Here is a 25,410-nt window from a genome sequence, read left to right on the forward strand (position 1 = left end):
TCAGCATTTCAAACACTGGCAAATTCATGTTATGAAAAGAATTTTATCCCTGTTCATCCTGCTGTTATCTTTAAACACATGGATATCAGCGCAAGACAAGGCACCAGGGGGCAAGGTGCTCGATGCAGCTTCCGGTAAACCGCTGCCATTCGTCACCATCACCAACACCACCAACAAAGGAGCTTCCATAAAGGGGGATGCCGACGGACAGTTTCCCCTGCCTGCAGCAAAAGCCGTCCTGACCTTCCGGTTCGTCGGCTATAAATCCCAGACCGTCACCTTCAATCCGGGACAGGCTTCCCTTGTCATCAGAATGGAAACAGAGGTTTCCGGACTCGATGAGGTCGTGGTGATCGGTTACGGTCAGCAGAAAAAGAAAGATATCACCAGCGCCGTATCCAGTGTGTCCGGCAAAGAGATCTCTGAACTGCCCGCTACCTCTATCAACAGCGCCCTGCAAGCCAGGGTGCCGGGTGTGCAGATCAGCAGCGCAGGCTATCAGCCCGGCGCCGGTACGAACATCCGGATCAGGGGTATCAACTCTATCACGCAGGGCGATGGCCCTATTTATGTGGTAGATGGCGTCATCCTGACGGGTGATATCAGGGAGATCAACCCATATGACATTGAATCCATCGACGTGCTGAAAGACGCCTCTGCGGCTGCTATATATGGCGCCCGTGCGGCCGCCGGTGTAGTGATCATCACTACAAAGAAGGCTAAAACGGGCCGTGCCTCCGTCGACTACAACGGCTACTACGGTATACAAAAGATCGTTAAGACCTACGATTTCATAGACGGCGCCCAGTACGGCTACCTCCGCCGCCTGGCATGGTATGATGAAAGTGCCACCGGCTGGCCGATGAACGATCCGGAGACAGACAGGAAGATCTTCAGCGCCGTAGAGCTGAAAAGCCTGGCGGAAGGTAAGACCTACGACTGGCCCGGCGCTATCACACAGGTGGCCCAACAACAAAGCCATACACTGAGCATCTCCAATGGTATCGGCAAAAACAAAGTGTACCTGAGTGGTAACTATCTCAACCAGGACGGTATCATCAAAGGCTCCAACATGAAACGCTATGCCCTGAAAGCAAACCTGGAAACAGCCGTAACAGATAAACTGACCGTCGGTCTGAATACGAACTATTCACACATTCAGACCAGTATCGTTAGCAATGAGGCCTACTATGCCGCCGTGACCATGAGCCCTCTGCGGCCCATTTACGACTCCACCGGCAAGCCAACCATAGAAATAGATCCAAGCACTGGTAACCTCACCAGCAATAATCCGCTCTCCCTTGCACTGGACGCTACTAATCGCCGTATAGACGACAGGCTGATAGGTAATATGTACCTGGACTACAAACTACTGCCCGGACTGAGCTTCCGTTCCAACGTAGGCGCAGACATCTATAAGAACCAGCAGTTCGAATACTATCCCAGGAACACCAGCGCCGGATACCTGCAGAAAGGTGTTGCCAAAGTACAGAACTTCGGTTACCGCGACTGGTTATGGGAAAATACTATGACCTACGACTATAACCCTTCTGAGGAACATTCCCTCAATCTCCTCTCCGGCTTTACCTTCCAGAAAAGAAGACAGGAATGGAACTTCGAACAGGCATCCGGTTTCCCGACAGATGCACTGACCTATAAAAATATGAACCTGGCCACCAGGAGGGATTACATCTCAAGCGACTACTTCAACTGGGCTACCAGCTCACTGCTGGGCAGGGCTATCTATAAATACAAACAACGTTACATCCTCAACTTTACTGCCCGTTACGATGGTTCCTCCCGCTTCGGTGCAGCAAACCGTTACGGTTTCTTCCCCTCCATCAGCGGTGCATGGCGCCTCATCGACGAGCCATTCCTTGGCGTAAAGTTCAAGTCACGCGTGAGCGATGCCAAGATCAGGGTCAGCTATGGCATCATCGGTAACCAGGACGTGTCTTACGATAAGATCTTCTCTCAGATGAATGCCGCCACTTATCCGCTTAATGGCAGTACACAATCCAGCGGCTACCAGTTAGGTGGTAATAAAGGTAACAGCGCCCTGAAATGGGAAAGCCAGCATCAGTTCAACACCGGCTTTGACCTCGCCCTGCTGAACAACAGGATACAAATGACGTTCGACTTCTATAATAAGGATATCAAAAACCTGCTGTTACAAAACACACTGGCGCCATCACAGGGCTTCGATGCTACGATGATCAATGTGGCGTCTATGAACACAAGAGGTATCGATATCGGACTGAAACTATACCCGGTTAAAATGCCGAACTTCGACTGGCAGATAGATCTTAACTGGTCGAAATACAAATCTAAAGTAACTGCACTGTTGCCTGGCAGAGACTCACTCAGCCCCTATCTGAAAGTGGGCGAGGCGCCCAACAGCCTGATCGTCGATTACGTATTTGATGGTATCTACAATAAAGGCGATGACTTTAAGCTTAATCCTACCGGCAGACCAGGAGACGTACGTATCAAAGACCTGAACAACGATGGCATCATCAATCAATACGACAGAGCAATTGTAGGCCGTACCACACCTAAAGCCTGGGGTGGTATCTGGAACTACTTCCGCTACAAACGCGTGTCCATGACTGTATTTGCAAGCTATATGTATGGTCATGACATCTACAACAAGGCATACATGGACTATGTCTACTCCGACGGCCGCAAGGTGATCCTGAAAGATGGACTGAACTACTGGACACCGGAAAATACGAATACCAACATTCCACGTCCGAATGCCTTCGGCAGCTCTACAAGAACGCTGCCTCAGGGTTCTTCCAGCTTTGCAGTGCAGAAAGGCGACTTCCTCCGCATCAGGAATATCACACTGGCGTACGACTTCTCACCAACCCTTTTATCTAAGCTCAAAATAAAGTCGCTGAATGTATATGCGCAGGCATTGGAACCATTCCTGTTCACCGGGTACAAAGGCACTGATCCTGAAATAGGCGTGGCACAAGGGGCGTACGATATATATCCCCGCTTCAGGACTTACCTGCTCGGTTTAAAAATGGGTTTATAATTTCCTAAAAATGACACTTATGCAAAAGCATCGCTATATACTGTTCTTTATCTTACTCGCCGGCGTGTTCATTTCCGGCTGTAGTAAACAGCTTGATATTAAACCGGAAGTATTCGTTTCTCCGGAAGAACTATACAAAGACGAAGCCGGCATTACTGCTGGTATTACCGGCATCTACCGCCAGCTGCTGGTGCTAAAAAGATCAGATTATGCTATAGTCGGCATGGTAGGCACCGACGAGGCGAAGATGACCATCTTCGTACCTACCTGGGGCCCTTACTGGCAGGGATTTGCAGCGGTAAACAGTTACTCGCTCCTGCTCACGGCCCAGAACGATGTGGTACAGGGCTTCTGGATCAACTGCTACAAGGGTATTAACAACGCTAACACTGCCATCAAGTATACACAGCCAGCTGCTGTAAATGAAGACTTTAAAGCACGGGCGCTGGGTGAAGCAAAGTTCCTGCGTGCGCTGTTCTACTTCTACCTGGTGCAGTTGTATGATGGCGTACCAATGCCAACAGACGTTGACAATCCCGATGCCGTCAGGGATGGTTATCCGAGAAGCAGTGCTGAAGAAGTATACCAGCTGATAATATCCGATCTGCAATATGCGGCCGAACATCTGAATAATAAAGGGAGCAACGGTCCGGATGCAGGCCGTGCCAGCAAAGAAGCGGCTATCGCTCTGCTGGGTAAAGTATACCTCACCCGCAAGCAGTATGATCTCGCTAAAAGCACCCTGGAACCATTGCTGACTTCTTCCAAAACAAGCCTCATGCCGGCATATGCCGACCTGTTCGTGGAGAAAAATGAAAATAATATCGAGTCCCTGTTCGAAGTACAGTTCTCCAACGAACCGGATAATACCAGCAACATGGCCAACAATACAGGCGCATGGCAGATAGACCAGCCTAACCTGACAGGAGCCGGCGGACATGTTATCATCCCTACCGATTACTTCTTCAACAGTTTCGAAGATGGCGACCTCCGCAAAGATGCCACGTTCCGCACTGTGTTCTACAATTCCAAAGGTGAACTGGTCGACTATTCCTGGTGGGAAGATGTAGGCAAACCACACGTAAAGAAGTTTGACATTACTAACGGTGTATCTATTAGTGGCTCGCTGTCTTCCAGGAATATGTACTACCTCCGCCTCGCCGATGCAATACTGATGTATGCGGAAGCTGTCAATGAACTGAACGACGTGCCCACCGCCCTGGCTAATCTGAATAAGATCAGGCAACGTGCCGGTCTTGGTAAATGGGAAGATGTTCATGGCGGCGTTCCTTCCCAGGACCAGCTGCGTACTGAGATCATGATGGAGCGCATGCATGAACTGGGCTTTGAAGGATGGAGATGGTTCGACCTGAAAAGGACCGGTACATTGCTGAATACCGTCAAGGCCAACAATCCTGACGCAGCGCCTAACATGCAGCCCAAACACCAGCTGTATCCCATTCCTGCAAGAGAATTTGAGAACAATCCGAAACTTACACCTAAAGATCAAAACGAGGGTTATTAATCTATGAGGATCATCCGTAACATATCATTTGCCGGCCTGCTTTGCATGGCATACGGGAACATACTGGCGCAAACTATTGTTTCATCGGCAGACAGTCTGGTGGTGTCCAATGCGGACCTTAAGCTTAGCGTGAATAGTCATACCGGTAGGGTTAACTATCTGTTCAGCAATGGCGTGCGACTCCAGAATACTATTGCTACAATAGAAGAACTGAATATCGGTAAACTCTCCAGTACCGATTTCCCACAGCACAAATACAGTACAGCTCCCATGCAGGATGCCTCCGGCAAAGGTGTTACCATATCGATCATACACAGCGATCCTTCCAGGCCTTTGAAACTGGAACAACATATTACCGTCTACGCGCAATCGTCTCACCTGCTGCTTGATGTACAGGCCACAGGTGACGCGACACTGGAAACGCGTAACATCTCTCCATTAACAATTATCCCGGAACAGCAGGCTTACCTGTTTGTTCCGGGTAATGCACCCCGCATCCTGGACGTCCCCTTCGACAATGACAACTGGGTGCCCGTCATCACCCGGCAATGGCCTTCCGCGTCGGGCATGAGTTATGAGTTCACTTCTATGTACAATCAGCACAACCTTTCCGGACTGGTGACCGGCAGTGTAACGCACGACTTCTGGAAAACCGGCTTCCGCTATGGCGCGGGCAAAGAAACAGGCCGTCTCGATTCTTTTATCGTATACGGAGGCGCCGCTACCGCGGATAATAAATCGCTGCCACCCGCGTACGGCGGACTTGATGGCACCCACGATCATGCACCGCACGGCACTATGAAGGGTACGACTGTTACATCTCCCCTCATCTACCTGGCTGCCGATAAGGATACCCGTAAGGCTTTTACCACCTATGGACAGGTAAACGTACAGCTGGCCGGCAGAAGCGAGTGGAAAGGGAACGCTCCGTTCTACTGGAACAGCTTCGGCGTAGAAGGTGTACTCGGTAATACTAAAGTGATGATGCCTCCGGGCGTGATCAAAACTTCTGACTTCATTGCCACCCTGGACAACTTCAACAAATATGCCCCTCCGGTGCTCAGCGTTGACTCGTACGACCAATCAATATACACAACCTCACTCCTGACGTCTTTGTCAAGATATGGGCAGAAAAAGCGGCAACAAATGGGTTTCTATTTTATTCCCTTTGCCGTATGGACCTGGAAGAACTCCCTGGACAACCCGATAGGCGGTACACAAACGCCCCTCAGCGATGTCGTACTGCGGGATGTGAACAGGCAACCGATTATGTACAAGGAGGGCGACTGGGCCTGTTACCCGATCGACCCTTCCCATCCCGCTACAAGAGCGGCCATCATTCAGCAATTACTAAAGGCAAAGGCTATTCATGCCACCTTTATCAAAATAGATTTTCTCTCTGCCGGAGCGCTGGAATCCAGCACACGGTACAACCACAATACCCGTTCAGGTATGCAGGCATACAGTGAAGGACTGAAGATGCTCCGCTCACTGGTAGACTCCATCATGGGACCCGATATCTTTATCACACAAGCAATCTCTCCCATGTTCCCCCATCAGTATGCGCACACCCGCTTCATCTCCACGGATGTGTACTCTCACCTCCGGGATGATCAACCGGGATTCCCGCATTGGGGCAGTACAGCCGCCTCACTCGCAGCAGGTTCCCATATGTGGTGGATGCAAGGCACATTATGGCCCTTCACCAACCTGGATGTGATCGTGATGAAGAACTTCCAGAATAATCCGGAACTTAATGAACAGGAGATCAAAGTGCGCCTCTATGCCATGATGGTAATGGGCAGCATACTGGGCGACGGCTCCGACTTCCGACAGAAAACCGCAGCGGAAAGAGCGAAAAAGTTCCTCAATCATCCTGCTGTATGCGCGTATTTTAGTCATCCTGTTGCCTTTACACCCGTCAGCATGTCTGACGGCGATACCCAGGACCAGCAGATGACCTTCTTCCGCAAAGGAGACACCACCCTCCTCGCGATGTTCAACTTCATAAAAGATAAACCCTTTGAGGCCAGTTGGCAGACAGCAGATGTGGCAGATAAACAACGCTATGAGATCAGGGATTTTATGACGGATGCCGTACTGGGAGAGGTCAGCAATGGCCAGTCATCCTTTACACTGACAGTACCGGCCAAAGATGCGTTATTAGTTAAACTGGTCCCACGCGATTAAGAACATAAAAGATCTTAGAAGATTAAAAGCATAAAACATAAAAGTGATTATATGGAAGTGACAGTCAGGATAGAACGCGTATCCATACCCACGTACAAGACAGGCACCCCGGAGAAACACCCTATGTTCCTCGAGAAAAGAGTATACCAGGGCAGTAGTGGTGTTGTATACCCTCATCCCGTGATCGAGCAGATCGCTGACGAGAAAACCATGCAGGAATACACTGCTGTATTCCTGGAAAATGATTTCCTGCTGATAATGATCCTGCCGGAACTGGGTGGACGTATACAGCGTGCATACGATAAGATCAGGCAGAGGGACTTTGTGTATTACAACCAGGTCATCAAACCTGCACTCGTGGGACTGGCAGGTCCGTGGATATCTGGCGGCATAGAGTTCAACTGGCCCCAGCACCATCGCCCCAGCACATTTCAACCCGTCGACTTCACCACGGAAGAAAATGCTGATGGCAGTAAAACAGTATGGGTGAATGAAGTAGAAGTGATGTTCCGCACGAAAGGCATGGCCGGCTTCACACTCTATCCCGATAAGGCTTACCTGGAAATAAAAGGGAAGCTCTTCAACCGTACACTCTTCCCGCAGACCTTTCTCTGGTGGGCCAACCCCGCTGTGAAAGTGAATGATCATTACCAGTCTGTCTTCCCACCGGATGTATACGCGGTGTTTGATCATGGTAAACGCGATGTGTCTGACTTCCCGATCGCAACAGGCACCTATTACAAAGTCGATTATTCCCCGGGCACAGACATTTCCCGTTATCATACCATTCCCGTTCCAACATCATACATGGCTATCCGCTCCGAATACGACTTTATGGGTTGTTACGAGCACGACACACAGGCCGGTATGCTGCACGTAGCCGATCATCATGTATCGCCAGGTAAAAAGCAATGGACCTGGGGTAACGGCGATTTCGGCTATGCCTGGGACAGGAACCTGACAGATGAAGATGGTCCTTACATTGAGCTGATGACCGGTATGTTCACCGACAATCAGCCGGACTTCTCCTGGCTGCAGCCTAATGAGGGCAAGACCTTTGAACAGTACTTCATGCCATACGCACAGACCGGAGTAGTTAAAAATGCTACCAAAGAGGCTATGCTGAATATGGAATGGGAAGGGCAACAACTCACCATTAAAGTATACGCAACGGCGCTCTATAAGAATGCCAGCATCTGGCTGCTGAAGAACGGTGAGGAAATAAAGAAGTTCCCGACGTCGCTCTCACCATATGCCCCTTATGCTACTACTTTCGACTGTGGTCCGAATGTTGTGCAGGAGGACTGGAAAGTGATCGTTGCTGATGAAACGGGACATGAACTCGTCTCCTGGCAGCCAGCGCCGCCGGTGGATCATGAAATACCGCCGCCAGCAACAGCAGCACGGCTCCCACAGGATATTGAACAAGTGGAAGAGCTCTATCTGAACGGGCATCATCTGGAACAGTACCGTCATGCAACCTTCAATCCAATAGATTACTATGAAGAAGGCCTGAGGAGAAGCCCTGGCGACATCCGTTGTAATAATGCCATGGGCCTCTTACTACTCCGCCGCGGACAATTTGCCCAGGCAGAACCTTATTTCAGAACGGCGATCAAAACAATGACCAGCCGCAACCCTAATCCATATGATGGCGAAGTATATTATAACCTTGGATGTGCCCTGTTCCTGCAAGGGAAAAAGACAGAAGCATACAATATATTCTTCAAAGCTACCTGGAACGATGCCTGGCAGCATAGCGGGTTCCTGATGCTGGCACGCATCGCTGCGTCAGGCCACAAATGGGATGATGCATTATCCCTCGTTAAAAAATCGCTTGTGCGCAACTACCACAATCATACCGCCCGCCACCTGCAAACAATCATCCTGAGAGAAAAAGGGCTGACGGAGGATTGTATTGCGTTCGCAAAAGCCTCACTGGAAATAGATCCGTTTAACTACGGATGCCTGTTTGAATGGTACCTCGCCACCAACGACAGTAGCGTCCTGGAAAAACTACGCACCTTAATGCGTGGCAGCCTGAATAACTACCTGGAACTCTCGCTCGACTATGCGCATGCCGGTTGTTATGCCACTGCCATCCAGGTACTACAGGCTTATCTCGATGCACATGGCGCCACATCACCTCTGTTATACTACTACATGGGATGGTTTGCTACCTGTAACAACGCATCAGAACAGGCTATCACCTACTACAAATTAGCAGCAACACAGGATGCCGGCTACTGCTTCCCGAATAAAGTGGAAGAAGTGATCATTCTGCAAAGCGCATTGAATGCTAATCCTTCCGATGCGAAAGCAGCTTACTACCTGGGTAATCTCTGGTATGATAAACGTCAATATGCGGAAGCGATCGCCTGCTGGGAGAAGTCGGCCAGTATAGATGATACTTTCGCTATCGTACACAGGAACCTCTCACTCGCGTATTACAACAAACTGCATAAAAAAGCACAGGCAGTGGCGTTCATGGAGAAAGCTTTCGCTCTCGCGCCTGATGATGCCCGCATTCTGATGGAACTAGACCAGCTGTACAAGATCACCGGCAGATCATCGCAGGAAAGGCTGGCACTACTGGAAAACAGTATGCACCTGGTAGAAAGAAGAGATGACCTTTACCTGGAGCGTATCACTTTATACAACAATCTCGGCGAATTTGAACAGGCGCGCCAACTTCTCTCACAAAGACAATTCCATCCATGGGAAGGTGGTGAAGGAAAGGTAGTCGGACAATTCATCCTCTGTCATACCGCCCTGGCAAAACAAGCTATATTACAGGAGGAATTTGAACAGGCTATCACGCTGTTGCAGGCACTCTCGGCTTATCCTGAAAATCTGGGAGAAGGAAAACTCTACGGCGCGCAGGAGAATGACATTAACTATCTGTTGGGTTGCGCTTATGCAGGACTTGGACAGGCAGAGGCTGCGAAAAAGCATTTCCAGGCCGCAACGATAGGCATCAGTGAGCCTGTACAGGCCATCTATTACAACGATCCGCAACCTGATAAGATCGTGTACCAGGCATTGGCCTGGCAACAACTGGGACAACCAGAGAAAGCCAGGCAGATCTTTGAACGCTTCATTCAGTTCGGAAAAGCACATTTCAACGATACTATCCGCATAGATTATTTTGCAGTATCACTGCCGGATATGCTGGTGTTTGACATTGATCTCAACCAACGTAACCGTATACATTGTCTCTACCTGATGGGACTCGGTCACCTGGGTCTTCAGCAGGAGCAGGAAGGACAGCAATACCTGGATGAAGTATTGACACTGGATGTCAATCACCAGGGTGCCACTTTTAACCCATTCACAAAGACGATTCAATGCTAAATGTAAATAGCAGGGCGCTATCCGCAACCCGTATACAGTACGGCGAGTTGCGGGGAGCGCCCCTTTATATGATCACCCTTGAAAATGCCGCGGTTACAGTACAACTGATCAATCTCGGCGCAACCATTACCGCATTATATGCACCCGATAAAGCAGGCATTCAGAAGAATGTAGTGGCTGGCTTTTCAAATCCGCTGGACTACCTGCACAATCCCGCCTATTTCGGCTGCACTGTCGGAAGATACGCAAACCGCATTGCTGGTGGGCGCTTTATCGTGGAAGGAAGGGAATACCAGTTGCCGGTCAATAATGACGGAAACCACCTGCATGGTGGTTTCGAAGGTTTTCATACCCGGATCTGGCAGGTGATACAATCCGGCCAAAGTGACGAAGAAGCCAGTGTCATCATGGAATACGTCAGTGCTGATGGAGAGGAAGGTTACCCGGGCACGCTGACTGCCAGGGTGCAATATGTCCTGGACGACAGGAACCAGTTGCACATCCGTTACACGGCGCATACAGACAAAAGTACGCCCGTCAGCATGACCAATCACTCGTATTTCAATCTTAGCGGCTTTGAACAACCATTGATCACCGAGCACCTGTTGACGATTAACGCGAAGACGTATACAGAAAAGAGCGACCGGAATATCCCTACGGGAAATATCGTGCCGGTAAGCGGCACTCCGCTTGACTTTACACGCGCGACCCGGATTGGCGGGCATATCCATGAGATACCTGCGGACCGGGGTTTTGATCATAACTTCGTATTGCAATCCGCAGATGCGCCGGCAGCAATACTGGAAGATCCTTACAGCGGAAGGACCTTACGGATATTCACCGACCAACCCGGCATACAGGTATATACAGCCAACTACTGGGATGGCAATATCAAAGGGCAACAGGGTAAGCCTTACCTGAAACATGGCGCGGTAGCCCTGGAAACACAGGCCTTTCCGGACAGTCCGAATCATGCACATTTTCCGGACACTATTCTTTCACCCGGTGATATTTATCGCCGGCATACAATTTTTGCATTTGATGTGCAATAAATCATTAAACTTGCTAGTACCGTTATGAAACATTCATCATTTAATGGCGCCTACATACTGGGAATCTCTTTCATCTCCGCATTGGGTGGCTATCTCTTCGGATTTGATTTTGCCGTAATTGCGGGGGCGCTTCCCTTCCTGCAAAAGCAGTTTGGGCTCGACGCCTACTGGGAAGGATTCGCGACCGGCAGTCTTGCCCTGGGAGCTATCATCGGCTGCATCGTTGCTGGCGCCATGGCAGACAAATACGGTCGTAAACGCGGCCTTTTGCTGGCATCTGCTATCTTCGGTATTTCCTCCCTCGCCATGGCAGCCGCTCCTGACAGGAACATCTTCATTGCCTTCAGGTTTGTTGCCGGTATCGGCGTGGGAATGGCCTCTATGCTGTCTCCTATGTACATTGCAGAAGTCGCGCCGGCCCACCTCCGTGGCAGAATGGTCGCCATCAATCAGCTGACGATCGTCACCGGTATTCTTGTCACCAATCTTGTCAACTATACACTTCGCAATCACGGAGAGGATGCCTGGCGCTGGATGTTTGGCCTGGGTGTGATCCCTTCCCTCCTCTTCTTCATTGGTGCGCTATGGCTTCCCGAAAGTCCGAGGTGGCTGGTGAAAGCAGGAAGATCTGATGAAGCATTGACGGTACTCAGCAAAATTGGCGGCAATACTTTTGCCAGTGAGTCATTATCACTAATAGAGGGCTCCCTTGCAGGTGCCGAGCGGATGAATTTCGCTGATATCTTCCGCAAAGCAGTATTACCTGCCGTCGTGATCGGCATTATACTGGCAGTGTTCCAGCAATTCTGCGGTATCAATGTTGTCTTTAACTACACACCAAGAATATTCGAAAGCATCGGCGTATCGCAGGACGGCCAGCTTTTACAAACAGTATTTATCGGTGGTGTCAATCTCATCTTCACCATCCTGGCCATGCTGCTGGTAGATAAGCTCGGACGAAAACCCCTCATGCTGATTGGCGCCGGCGGATTGACCATACTATACATCATCGTGGTACGCATGCTGGCATCAGGCTCTCAGCAGGTATCCTGGTACCTGCTGGCGGCTATCGGTACTTATGCGATGTCATTAGCGCCCGTTACCTGGGTGTTGATTGCGGAGATCTTTCCTAATAAGATCCGTAGTGCAGCAACTTCTTTTGCAGTACTTTGTCTTTGGGCGGCGTATTTTATTCTCGTGTTTACGTTTCCTATTTTATTCGATCGCCTCAAGGATAGCACCTTTTACATTTATGCGGGTATATGCCTGCTTGGGTTTGTGTTTATTTGGAGGAATGTAAGGGAGACGAAGGGGAAGACGCTGGAAGAGCTGGAAGGTGTGATGATGCATTAGCCTTCACTTGCTGTGGTTAAAAGAGTATTGGGCTTTAATATTATCGTCCGTCGTTTTTGCATAACGACGGGCGATTTTTGTTTAGCGTATTGGGTGCCAGACAGTAATAGCAAGTCACCTCATTCTGTTGCGGTTTCGATTGATTGCTTTATGCTTTGGACGCCTTGCAGTAATTGGTAGTCATCTCCGTTGTGGATTGATAGATCAATACGTTGGACGCCTTGTAGTAATTGACAGCTATCTCCGTTGCTGCGGCTTCAATTATCGGATGTATACGTTGGACGCCTTGCAGTAATTGACAGCTATCTCCGTTGCTGCGGCTTCAATTATCGGATGTATACGTTGGACGCCTTGCAGTAATTGACAGCTATCTCCGTTGCTGCGGTTCCAGATGGGACATCGGGCTGTACCCCTCCTCGAGTCGTGCTATTTAGCTTTGTCAAGCGTATGGGCATTAGGATATCCATTTAACTCCTATCAATCGTATTGACACTCTCGAAGGGCTAAGGCCCGACGTCTCCACCTGGAACCTGGCGACTCCGATGCCCCGACTATAGATTGTCCTCCAATACTAAAGGCGATACATGTTGCCGATTAGAACACTTGCAGACGGATAGCTTTCCATTACTATCTATGATACCTGCTTTGAAGGCTGCTGCAGCTTGTAAGACAGCCTTTCTGACTAGAAAGGTTGGATTGCTTCTCACTGCAGATAAATTTCCAGCCATTACCATTAATTGGGCGGGATGGCAGCCGCAGTTTCACGTAGTAATTACGCTCTGTACATCTCTAACTTTATAGCCCATTTTCTGCACTACGGTGCAACTGATTAAGACTTCATAGCAGTTTTCTCAACGTCGCTACACTAGCAGCAAAAACATAATTGACGGCCAAACACCTAATTGATGACGGCAGTATACAGCGGTATGCAAAGGCATGCAACGGTATACAACGATATACAACGATATACAACGGTACACAACGATATGTAACAATACATAACGTACCTCCCTAACCATTTGACGACAATCTATAGTCGGGGAATCGAAGGCGCCAGGTTTCAGGTGGAGACGTCGGGCCTTATCCCTTGGAGATTGCCGACACGCTTGACAGGGGTTCAATCAACATCCCCAGCCCCCACGCTTGACAAAGCCCAATAGCACGAATCGAAAAGGGATACAGCCCGATGTCCCACCTGAAACCGCAGCAACGAAGATGATTGCCAATTACTATTTTATGTCCACCACATAACGGCCTTAGATGTCCCACCTGAAACCGCAGCAACGAAGATGATTGCCAATTACTATTTTATGTCCACCACATAATGGCCTTAGATGTCCCACCTGAAACCGCAGCAACGAAGATGATTGCCAATTACTATTTTATGTCCACCACATAATGGCCTTAGATGTCCCACCTGAAACCGCAGCAACAAAGATGACTACCAATTACTGCAAGACGTCCAACGCACAATACAATTAATCAAACGTACATCAACAACGATGACTGCCATTATTACGCCCACCGTATTAAGGCACACAGCTGCGCTCATTTCCAAACCAACGTCACAACCGCCGCTGGCTTAAGTACATACTTATATACCCGCTGCGCCTCGCTGACAGAAAAAGCCCGCTCCTGCTGGGTAGTATTGATCACCACCATTACCCGCGAACCATCAGCATTCAGGAACGCCACATTCTCTAACCCAGGCAACACCGAAGAGTAAATCCTCCTCGCTCCCGGCCGCACAAACTTGCTGAAATGCGCCAAAGCATAATACTCGACATTCCGCGTAACCGCACCGTCTTTTGAGTTAACAGTCACTACACCCCGGCAAGTCATACACCCACGATTCCCTTCACCAGAACCCGGCGGATTTGTCGTCGGCCCGTTCTTTTCATCCAAAGCCATATTCCATAAAAGCACGTTCTTCGACCAGTTGTTAATCGTCCCGATCAGCAACTGACGCACCATATACTGTAGGTTATCCGCAAACACCGGCGACCAGCTGCCTCCGGAACACTCAGTAAAGTACAGCCCCTTCTCCGGATGTGCTTCATGCACTTTGCTCATAGCACCTACAGCGCCCTCATAGCAATGGAATGCCGCACCAGCTGTATATTTCGCTATGAGGCTGTCGTCAAGAATAGAGATCGGATATTCCGGACTATTCCAGTTATGATCAAACAACATGATCTTCGTCTGCTCAGTCAGCCCCTCTTTCTCCAGCAAAGGTCCCAGATGATCTTTGATGAATGTGCCCTGCTCAGGCGCCGTCATCTTCATGGTGGGATATAAGGCCTCATACTGCGGTTCATTCTGTACGGTCAGTGCCGTGATCTTAATACCTTCATCGCCGAAAGCCCGGATGTATTTAACAAAGTAACGCGCATATGCATCATAGGCGTCAGGACGCAAAGAACCTCCCTCCAGCTTACCACTCGTCTTCATCCATCCCGGCGCACTCCACGGGCTACCCATAATATGAATACCAGGGTTGATCGCAACGACCTGTTTTAATACCGGCACTACTTCAGGCGTATCATGCTCAATGCTGAAATGCTTTAAAGAATCATCCCGCTGTCCTGCCGGCATATCATCGTAACTGTAAGGACTTGTCGAGAAATCGGAAGCACCGATAGACATCCGGATGTAATTGATCCCAATGCCTTTCTCCGTTCCGAACAGATCTTCCAATAGCGCCTGTCGCTGTGCGGGCGACATATACCGCTGCATTACATATGCAGAAGATCCTGTTATCGCCGCACCAAAACCTTCAATCTCCTGGAACTGACGGCTGCTATCCATATGGATGTTATTGACAGCCGTATCCTTTCCGTTCGCCAAACTGGCTTGCGGTGCAAATAATTGCTGCTGATCAGGTGTTGTGAGATAAACGGCTACTGAATCATTGTTGTGTTTGTCGCCTGTTTGGTGTTTGTTATTGCAGGCCGCCAATAAAACGCCCATGCAACAACTGTATATCCATAATTTCATGTAGGAAGTTTTTCTTGTCTGATGAATATTGCTGTCTGTATAAGTTTTACCCTTACTCGGGTCTTAATAAAACTGTTACCTGTCCCTTAGCTGCCGATGCGGATCCCAGCTTACGCTAAGCTGCAAAAAAGAAGGTCCCGTCCCATGAGAGACGAGACCAGTCTTTTTCGTTAACGCTATCTTATATCCAACTAGTAGCCACTATTTTGTACGAGGTTGGCATTCTGGTCCATCTCACTTTGCGGGATAGGCCATAACAGGCTTTGTTCCGTTAGGTGATAACCCAGGTTCGCACCTTTACCATCGGTCACTGACTGCATGACTGGAATAGCGCGGTCGGTACGTACGAGATCATACCAGCGGTGTCCTTCGAAAGCCAGTTCCAGCCGGCGTTCCTTTTCGATAGCCAGACGCATTGCCGACTGATCGGTGATATTGAGCGGATTCAGTTTTACGCGTTGGCGGATCTGTGTAACGATGGCATTCGCGCCGGCTACATCGCCCTGTTCATTCAGCGCTTCTGCTTTCAGGAGCAGTACATCTGCCAGACGGTACATGATGATGTTCTGTGTAGCGTCAGTTTTACGCATCTTATAGAAGAACGGAAAGCTATCCAGTGATAAGCGGGCATCGTCCCACTTGCCTCTTACATTTTCAAACGTGATCGTTGATCTGTAACGTACGCTGTCATGGGCCTCCTGGTAGGCACGTATCAGGTCATTGCTCGGATTGCAGAACTTCTTCCAGTCAGTGCCCAGGAACATAAATGTACCCCAGTTACCACCCGTATCCCAGCCATCGTAGTTCAGTTCGAAGATGGCTTCGGCTGAGTTCTCATGTTCGCCATCCCACAGGTGGTCGTATACCGGCAGCAGGCTATAACCCAATGCAATGACCTGGTCGGTGTAAGCCTGCACTTCAGGCCAGTTCACTGGCTTACGGGTAGCTGCTATTTTAGCCAGCAGCGTGTATACTGCGCCTTTGGTTACAAAGCCTTTATTAATTGCGGAGACGGGTACCACCTCTGCGGCTGACTTCAGGTCATTGCTGATCTGGTCATATACAGAGTCTGCACTTGTACGTGAAGGATATAACAAGGGATAGATTTCCGCCAGATTATCGGCCGTAATAGTAGGCAGCTCTTCGAGTACCAGCGGTACATTTCCGAACAGTCTTACCAGGTCAAAGTAAGCACGCGCACGGATAAACTGTGCTTCTGCCACGATCTGCGCCTTACGGGTGGCAGTCAGCGCTGCATCGGTTACCTTCGGCACGTTCACGATCACAGAGTTACAGGCAGTGATCTGGTTGTACAGATAACTCCAGTCACGCGCTACCCATGAGTTGGTGGATAGTATGCGGAATTCGTCGATCTCGAAACCGGCGGAGTTGTCTGCACCTGCATAGGCGTTGTCAGACTGTGCATCGCTGATATTGAAGTAATCCAGTACATAGTATTCGGCTGCATTGTTACGGAAGAAGGAATAACAGCTGGCCAGCGCTGCTTCGGACGTAGCAGCATCTTTTATATAGGAACCCGCAGTACCCTGCCCTTCATTACCAACAACTGTATTGGATGGCGGCTGCAGGTTGAGGTCTTTTTTACATGCACCCAGCACCAGTGATGCCAGTGCAGCAGATATGATGAGGAGACGGTTCGTTCTTTTCATAACTCAAACGTTTAGAATGACAGGTTTAAACCAAGGATAAATGTTCTCGCTACAGGATAGGTACCATAGTCGATTCCCAGCGTCACACCATTCGCGGCATTGCTGGCAAAAGCGTTCACCTCAGGATCAAAGCCTTTGTAGTTGGTGATGGTGAAGAGGTTCTGTGCAGTAGCATAGATCATCAATCTGCTCAGGTGCAGGGTAGACAATGCGCTCTGTGGCAGCGTGTATGATAAAGTAGCACTCTTCATCCGCAGGAAAGATCCATTCTCCACGAAACGGGAAGAGGTACGGGAATTGGTCACATCTCCATTGGTTGCACGAGGAATGTCTGTTACCTGCCCGGGTGTTGTCCAGCGGCGCAGCACCTCTGTTGACTGGTTCTTACTATCGTACATACCTTCTGTTTCCATACGGGAAGCATTGAACACGTCATTGCCCTGAGAACCTTGCAGCAGGAATGACAATGACCAGTTCTTATAACTGAGGTTATTGTTCATACCGTAGGTAAAGTCAGGCTGTGCGTTGCCGATCACGGTACGGTCGGTCGGTGTTACCTTACCATCTCCGTTTACATCTTTATAGACGATGTTACCTGTCTGCGGATCTACGCCTTCGGAAATATATCCGTAGAAAGTACCCAGCGGCAATCCCTCCCTCAGGGTGATGATATTATCCCTGTTTTCCACGCCGGCGAAGTAGTATACATCTGACAGCTCCAGTGCCGTAATACGGTTACGGTTAAAGGCGATGTTGAAGTCGGTCGTCCAGCGGAAGTCTTTTTTATCGACGTTCACGGAAGACACCAGGAACTCCAGCCCTTTGTTCTCCAGTTTTCCGGAGTTACGGGTGATATAGTCGTATCCTGCCAGATCGGGCAGTTTCACGTTCAGCAGCAGATCGTCTGTTTTCTTGATATAAGCATCTGCAGAGAAAGTCAGTCGTGAATCAAAGAGGCTCAGGTCTATACCAACGTTTGTCTGGGTAGTGGTTTCCCATTTCAGATCAGGATTAGGCGCACCATCCGGAGGCAGGATAGCAGGACCAGATAGCGGGTTGGTCGGCGTCTGACGGGCAAAAGAGTTGAGGCCCAGGGATGCATATGGGCTCAGGCCTTCCACGTTACCGTTCTGGCCCCAGCCGGCTCTCAGTTTCAGGTCGCTGATCGCTTTTACATCTTTCATGAAAGGCTCTGCTGAGATACGCCAACCGGCAGATACTGAAGGGAAGTAACCCCATTTGTGTTTCTTATCCAGTTTGGACGAACCATCCGCACGGAAGTTGGCAGTCAGCAGATATCTGCTGTCATAGTTATACATGATACGGCCCAGGTAAGACATCAGGAACCACTGAGATTCTTTGGTATCGCCTGTGATCTGGTTTGCAGCATTTAATGTCTTTACGGTAGGATCAGCAGGAAAATCACGGCCGGTCTGATTGGTTTCGTCGTAATTGTTCTTCTGCGTCGTTACACCACCCAATGCAGAGATGCTATGCTTGTTCCAGGTCTTATCGTAGTTCACGGTATTCTCCCAAAGCCAGGTCAGCGTGTTGTACCGCTGCGAGGTGGCATAACCATGATCATTACGGCCGGGAGTGGTCATAATGTAATCCAGGTAGTAATCATACTTATGGTTGGTGTAATCCACGCCATAGTTGCTTCTGAACCTCAGCTCTTTGATGGGCGTGATGTCCAGGGCAGCGTTACCCAGCACACGGTTGTCTTTAGTGCCCTGGGTTGGTCCTTCGATGGCTGCCAGCGGATTGTCCCAGCCGGATTTATATGGGTTCATGGTATAACGGCGGTGGCCATCAGCATCGGTTTCATAGATCCCGATGATGGGAGGTGCATTGAGTGCGCCGAGGATGGCCGCGTTACGGCCGGCATTGTCATTATCCTTCAGATCTTTGAGGTCTACATTGGAATAGCTGATGTTGGTGGTCAGCTTCATCCATGGTTTCAGCTGGTTGTCCAGGTTGGCCCTGAAAACACGGCGGTTGTACCTGGCCGGTTTTACCATACCATCGTCTTTGGTATAGGCGCCGGAAATAAAGTACTGCGATTTCTCGCTGCCACCGGATGCAGACAATTGGTAGTTTTGGTTATGACCTGTCTGGAATACCTCATCCAGCCAGTTGGTAGTAGTGGTCGGCGTTGTCACCGTGAATCCCATTTCTCTCATCAGATCATTATACTGCGTAGGCCCCAGTACATCGATCTTTTTACCAATTTTGGATATACCGTAGTAGGTATTGAAATTGATGACAGCATCTCCGGAACGACCTCTTTTGGTTGTGATCAGCACTACACCATTGGAGGCCCTTGCACCGTAGATAGCGGCGCTGGATGCGTCTTTCAATACAGTGATAGTGGCAATATCGTTGGTATTGAGATCTCTTGTATCGGTGGTAGGCACCCCGTCAATTACATACAGGGGTTCGTTGCCTGCCTGTACGGAAGTAGCACCACGCACCCTTACAGAAAAGGCAGCGCCAGGCTTACCAGACGGCTGGGTTACCTGTACACCGGCAGCTTTACCCTGGAGGGCAGCAGCTGTCTGGACGATAGGCCGTTCGCTGATATCTTTGGTATTGACACTCACCACGGCGGTGGTCACATCTCTCTTTCGCTGGGTACCATAGCCGATAACCACCACTTCTCCCAGGTCGGTCTTTGTATCGTCCATGGTAATGGTGATCTGCGTACGGCCGTTCACCGGTACTTCCTGTGTCTGGTAGCCTACATAGGAAAGCTCCAGCACAGCATCGGGTGCTGCCTGAATAGTGAAGTTACCGTCCGGCTGGCTCGCCGTACCTCTTGCAGTTCCTTTAACTTTGATGGAAACACCGGGAAGAGCGTTGCCCTGCCGGTCCTGTATGTGTCCCTTTACTGTGATGTCCTGCCTTACTGCAACGTCCTGGCGCGCCATGGCAAAACTCCACAATGCCAACAGCAATGCTGTCAGGAATGTTCCCCTTTTTTTCATAATGTGTCGGTAATTTGGTTTGCGGATAAGGATAATTCCTTGTATCAGTTCTTAGATTTTGATTTATGTTCAATAACCGGAAATAAGTCACCGTTCTCAAAGTCGGATAGCCTTCTTTCCCCTGCTTGCACAACATAAACTTTCCATTTCATACCCGGATAGCCGGCATTCCAACCTCCTGCATAACGTGAACCTTCCATTTCATAACGACCACCAGGCTTTCAATTGTCCATTGCCAGGTTTCATATTGTAAAGATAGGAGGAGTTTCAGACATGACAATGAAAAATATTTTCACAATTAACTGATTATTAGCTAATTACAATGAAAATGATACGCTTTGATACCCTGGGTATTAACGGTCTGTAAGGCTTGATTCTGAAGGAAAATACCTAGTTATAGCGGATATATTATATAAATGCCCTGATACGCTTCGGTACCTTTAAAAAAATTTCACTTTCTTTCACTTCCTGTCTCTTCTCTCTCGTCTAAAACCAGTAAACTCCATCCCTGACCATTCGCCTGCTTCAGTTCTTTCTTCCTTTCCTCCATCATTTTTGTGATACGGGTGGCGTACGACCAGCAGGTACTCTGCCTGATATCCAGGATTTCGGATAGCTTATGAGAGGAAATCCTGCCTTTGGAGGAATACACCAGGAAGGTCAGGTAAAAGGCCTTATTAATAGGAATACGGATATTCTGGTAGATGGTATAGGCGGTAGCTGATTCCTCATAACTGCATTTACTACAGCGGCGGCTAAAGGGCTGATGACCGGGATAGTAATGATCGTTACCGCATTTCCGGCAACGGAACTCAGCCGTCCATTTCAGGTCGGCGAGGAAGCGCAGGCAACTCTCTTTATCGGGATAGATCTTGCTGAATTCTTCAAAATCAAGGGAAGACGACATGGCTCTCGCCCTTGTCACTTTTTCTACGTTTGTCTGCAACTGGCGATTGTCCTGCTCCAGGAGCGCATTCATACGCGAGATCTCCGCCGCCTGGGCCTCCAGCAGGGCATTAGTGTTTACCAGCACCTCATTCTGGGCGGCAATAACATCTGCCTGTTCCGACAGCTGCCGGGTACGTGCCTGTACCTGTGCCTCCAGTTCCCGGTTCTGGCTGTCTTTCAGGCGGGCATTCTCTGTCATCTGCCTGATCATCTGCCGGTGGGCCTTATCCCTTTTCTTCTTCAGGAGACGCACTTTATCGCCTACCGCGAAGGACAGGAAGAACATTTCCAGGATGAAACAGAAACTCAGGCTATAATAGCTGACGATGCCGAAGTTCAGCCAGGTATAGCCCAGCATAATGAAGAATTTCAGCATGAAGCCGACAAACAGGAAACTGTACCCCAAAACGAAGAAACGGGCAGGCCGGTACCCTCTCAACCAGACATGGATACCTGTATAGAAAGCTACCGCCAGGGGGATCAGTTCTATGAACTTATAGTTGAACCAATAGGGATTGATGAGCAGACAGGCCAGGAAATAACCGCAGCGGGCCACAATCACCCCCATAATCAGTTTATTCAGGAAAGGCGCCCTTACGTGTACCGCCAGCAGACTACGGGTAAATAAGAGGGCGAAAATGCTCATACTGAGCAAAGGCCAGGCAAAGGCATACTGGTTCCAGGCGGGGGCATTAGGCCACAACCACTGGTAGGCGATACCGTCTGTACACATCTCATAGAGCACCACGCTGAGATTGTAGAGCACATAATACAGGTATTGCCGCTGTCGCATGGCAATGAACATGATCAGGTTATAGAAACTGAAAATGAAGATCATGCCGTAGAAGATGCCGAACGTGAGGTATTCACTCAGGGCATAGGACACAAAACGGTCTATGGAGCGCAGCACGATGATCACATCTGCCGTCTGCGCGGAACTGATCCTGAAATAATATACAGCTTCATCCCGCCGGTCGTTATCGAGCGATAGCTCAAAGTTCTTATGATGGAACCAGCGGCGTGAAAAAGGATATCTATCCCCCAGCCGCTCCTTGTGGTATACGCCGGCAGTATCAGGCAGGTAGGCGTCTATTTCATCGATGGTCTGGTCAAAGAATTCCAGGAGGTAAAACCGGTGAGCGGCTGGATCATGTTTGATCTTTACGCGGAACCATACCGGCGCGCCCAGGTGCTGGTTCTGCGGTGTACTGACCGGGCTGGATCGGAAGCGGTCGGCAATACTGTCGCTCCTGACCTGGTCAAAGGTCAGGGTGCCCTGCAAATCCTCCAGGTATTCAATCTGATTGTAGGTGAAAATGTGCTCCCGTAACGTGCTATCTATCTGTACCGCCTCCTGTGCATAGGTAGATGTCCCTGTCAGCCCTGCCATCAACAATAGCAGGCACAGGGCAGCGAGCCGCTTTCCCCTGTTAAAATGCTTCATTCACAATTTCAGTAATCCGAATTTATACAGCGAATTTACCGGTTTATTGTCCCAGAACAGCTCAAAATCTTCCAGTCCGGCGGCTGCATAACTATCCATCACATCTCTCAGGGTATAGGTCTTCTGGTTACGGACAGATAGCTTCTCCAGCATATCCGCCAGCCAGATCCCCTCCTCCTTATTCACACTTATATTTGCCTTTTCCTTCCTGTTCTGGAAAGTCAGGGATGTTACTTCCCAGGAACTGCCCTTCTTGGTTTTAGTAATGGTCTGTACGCCCGGGGTCTTACCCAGCCATACCACTTTGGCCGTTGGTTTGGCAGGGGCATACTGGTCTTCCTGCAATGCCTTTTCGATATAGTCGGGCGCTATCTTCGTCTTTGGCACCTTGAACTCGAACCATTTCTGCAAAGGATCGTCCAGGCAGATGCCATGCATATAGTTCAGCAGCGACTTCTTCAATCCGTAGGCAAAAGTTTCATGTTCTGCTCCGGTTTCGTCGATATGTACAATGTCATTATTGGCAAAAGTGCCTGTTTCCTCCGTCTCCTTACGCACACTGAACATTTCAGGATTTTGCCCGACCGGACTATGGGCAGTCATCGTGAACTGATGCCAGAACGCCGACTGCAGGATGCCCGTTTTAAACATCTGGCGTACCATTTCGAGTGAATCGATGGTCTCCTGGGCCGTCTGGGTTGGGAATCCGTACATCAGGTATGCATGGACCATGATGCCTGCCTCTGTAAAATTACGGTTCACCTGGGCCACCTGGGCCACGGTGATCCCTTTTTGTATCAGTGCCAGCAGCCTGTCGGACGCTACTTCCAGTCCGCCGGAAACGGCAATACAACCCGACGCCTTCAACAGCAGACACAGATCGCGGGTGAAGCTCTTTTCAAAACGCACGTTGGTCCACCAGCTGACGTTGAGTTTCCGTTTCAGTATCTCCAGCGCCAGGGCCCGCATCAAGGCGGGAGGCGCGGCTTCGTCTACAAAGTGGAACCCGTTCTGACCTGTCTGCGCGATGATCTCCTCCATACGGTCGCACAACAGCTGTGCAGCGATCGGCTCATACAGGCGGATATAATCCAGGGAGATATCACAGAAGGTACACTTGCCCCAATAGCAACCATGGGCCATGGTCAGCTTGTTCCAGCGGCCGTCGCTCCACATGCGGTGCATGGGGTTCACCACTTCAATGGCCGAGATATAGCTATCCAGCTGGAAATCGCTGTAATCGGGCGTCCCTACCTGGCTTTGTTTGTAGTCGCCACAGGCCTTGTCGTTCAGGTAGGTCACCTTATCGTCAACAATGGTAAAGGTGCGTTTCAACTCATTCAGCGCCTTACGGCCTTCCACGTGGGCAACCAGGTTCTCCAGCGGAGCTTCTCCGTCGTCCAGTGCAATGAAGTCGTAGAATTCAAATACACGGGGATCTGAGACAGAACGCAGCTCTGTATTGGCAAAACCTCCGCCCATGGCAATCTTTACACCAGGGTAATTGGCTTTGATCCATTGTCCGCAGCGCAGGGAGGCGTATAAATTGCCCGGAAAAGGTACTGATATGGCCACCAGCTTAGGTTGAACGGCCGCCATATGCTTTTCCAGTATATCGATCAGTTTTCGGTCTATGAAGGTATATTCTGCCTGTAAAGCGGTATAGAGCTCATCAAAGCTATTGGCAGAACGGCCGAGTTTTTCAGCGTAGCGGCTGAACCCAAAGTGTTCATCCACGCATTCCATGATCAGGTCAGACAGGTCTTCCAGGTACATGGTAGCCAGGTGTTTGGCTTTGTCCTGCGTACCCATGGAGCCAAAAGCCCAGTCCAGGTCCTCCAGCTGGGCAAAACGGCTGGCTTCCGGCAGGAAGTCCCGTTTGCAGATGCGGTGGGCAAGCGTGGGATTCTTTCCCTGGAGAAAGAGGATGACGTCGTCGATGGTCTCGATATAATCCTCCTGCAGGGCGATAATCCGGGTGATGTTATCTGCGTGTTCTGCCGGCTGACTATTGATCAGGCTAAACAATTCCTGCAGCCCCTGTTTGCAGAACAGGGCCAGGGTTACCTCTATACCGAGGTCAGACTGGAAAGAGGTAATTCCTTTGGTATTTAAAAAGCCTTTCAGGTAAGCTGTGGCCGGGTAAGGCGTATTCAGCTGAGTGAAAGGCGGTGTAATCAGGAAAACAGAAGCACCCAAATCATTCAATTTGGGTGCAAATTATTAATATTTGGCCGAAACTGAGTTTTAGGGGTTGAAATGGGTTTCTCAGGGATGTTTTCCGGGGGGTGAATTCCGTTTTGTTTCGTGGGGTTGAAACACGTTTGGTTTCGTGGGGTGAACCCGTTTTATTCCCGGGTTGAAACCCGTTTTGTTTCCCCGGGGTTGACACCCGTTTCGTTTCCCCGGGGTTGACACCCGTTTCGTTTCCCCGGGGTTGAAACCCCGCGCTACAAACACAGCCCACCTACGGAGGGCTATTGACGCGGAGATCCCGTATTGATAGTACGCATTTACCATACCATTACGTTGGGAACCTAAGATGTCTTTACCATACACTATCCATGCCTTTGACATGCCTTTGACATGCCTTAAGGTTGGACTTGACATTTTTTCAAGGATTGCCATCCCGGGCTATAAAAGCTATCGCCGCGCCATCGGCCGGCTGAAATGCAACAAATAGGCGTTTCCCCGGCCCCATTCTATGTAATCTGTCACAAACGGCCTCAAAGCTGAAAACATCTCCATTTCTCCGCTCATATTCCGCTCTGGTATTGATCTATCTTTAATGCTTCCATATCACTTTATTATCGCTTCCATATCGCTTTAGCATCACTTCTATATCAC

The 25,410-nt window shown here is 49.6% G+C and carries 11 protein-coding genes; 6 read left to right on the forward strand and 5 right to left on the reverse strand.

All coding sequences use genetic code 11. The features are described 5' to 3' along the window. Positions 1-31: 31 nt before the first annotated feature. Genes L3C95_RS31455 through L3C95_RS31480 form a run of 6 tightly spaced genes read left to right on the forward strand, consistent with a single transcriptional unit; the run spans position 32 to position 12,517 of the window. Positions 32-3,043, forward strand: a complete 3,012-nt coding sequence (locus L3C95_RS31455) for a SusC/RagA family TonB-linked outer membrane protein (RefSeq protein ID WP_236394555.1) — start codon at positions 32-34, stop codon at positions 3,041-3,043. Positions 3,044-3,062: 19 nt separating this feature from the next. Next, positions 3,063-4,568, forward strand: coding sequence for a RagB/SusD family nutrient uptake outer membrane protein (locus L3C95_RS31460; protein WP_236394557.1), 1,506 nt, complete (start codon positions 3,063-3,065; stop codon positions 4,566-4,568). A gap of 3 nt (positions 4,569-4,571) precedes the next feature. Further along, positions 4,572-6,758 (forward strand): alpha-galactosidase, encoded by a 2,187-nt coding sequence (locus tag L3C95_RS31465; RefSeq protein ID WP_236394559.1) that lies wholly within the window; start codon positions 4,572-4,574, stop codon positions 6,756-6,758. A gap of 51 nt (positions 6,759-6,809) precedes the next feature. Next, positions 6,810-10,112 (forward strand): DUF5107 domain-containing protein, encoded by a 3,303-nt coding sequence (locus L3C95_RS31470; RefSeq protein ID WP_236394561.1) that lies wholly within the window; start codon positions 6,810-6,812, stop codon positions 10,110-10,112. Then, complete coding sequence (locus tag L3C95_RS31475; protein WP_236394563.1) at positions 10,106-11,164, forward strand: aldose epimerase family protein; 1,059 nt, start codon at positions 10,106-10,108, stop codon at positions 11,162-11,164. Before L3C95_RS31470 ends, L3C95_RS31475 begins: the two co-directional genes overlap by 7 nt. Positions 11,165-11,188: 24 nt before the next feature. Further along, entirely contained in the window at positions 11,189-12,517 is a 1,329-nt protein-coding gene (locus L3C95_RS31480) for a sugar porter family MFS transporter (protein WP_236394566.1), read from the forward strand. Between the two features lie 1,548 nt (positions 12,518-14,065). Here the strand turns inward: L3C95_RS31480 and L3C95_RS31485 are convergent. The 5 genes from L3C95_RS31485 to L3C95_RS31505 form a co-directional block, all read right to left on the reverse strand. Continuing rightward, complete coding sequence (locus L3C95_RS31485; protein ID WP_236394568.1) at positions 14,066-15,514, reverse strand: glycoside hydrolase family 30 protein; 1,449 nt, start codon at positions 15,512-15,514, stop codon at positions 14,066-14,068. Between the two features lie 191 nt (positions 15,515-15,705). After that, entirely contained in the window at positions 15,706-17,184 is a 1,479-nt protein-coding gene (locus L3C95_RS31490) for a RagB/SusD family nutrient uptake outer membrane protein (protein WP_236394570.1), read from the reverse strand. A gap of 11 nt (positions 17,185-17,195) precedes the next feature. Next, entirely contained in the window at positions 17,196-20,171 is a 2,976-nt protein-coding gene (locus L3C95_RS31495) for a SusC/RagA family TonB-linked outer membrane protein (RefSeq protein WP_236394572.1), read from the reverse strand. A 451-nt stretch (positions 20,172-20,622) separates the two neighbouring features. After that, positions 20,623-22,563 (reverse strand): 7TM diverse intracellular signaling domain-containing protein, encoded by a 1,941-nt coding sequence (locus L3C95_RS31500; RefSeq protein WP_236394574.1) that lies wholly within the window; start codon positions 22,561-22,563, stop codon positions 20,623-20,625. Beyond that, a complete protein-coding gene (locus L3C95_RS31505) occupies positions 22,564-24,762 on the reverse strand; it encodes a B12-binding domain-containing radical SAM protein (protein ID WP_236394576.1) in 2,199 nt (732 codons plus the stop codon). Positions 24,763-25,410: the final 648 nt, after the last annotated feature.

This window comes from Chitinophaga filiformis, assembly GCF_021646545.1.
Classification (GTDB): Bacteria; Bacteroidota; Bacteroidia; order Chitinophagales; family Chitinophagaceae; genus Chitinophaga; species Chitinophaga filiformis_A.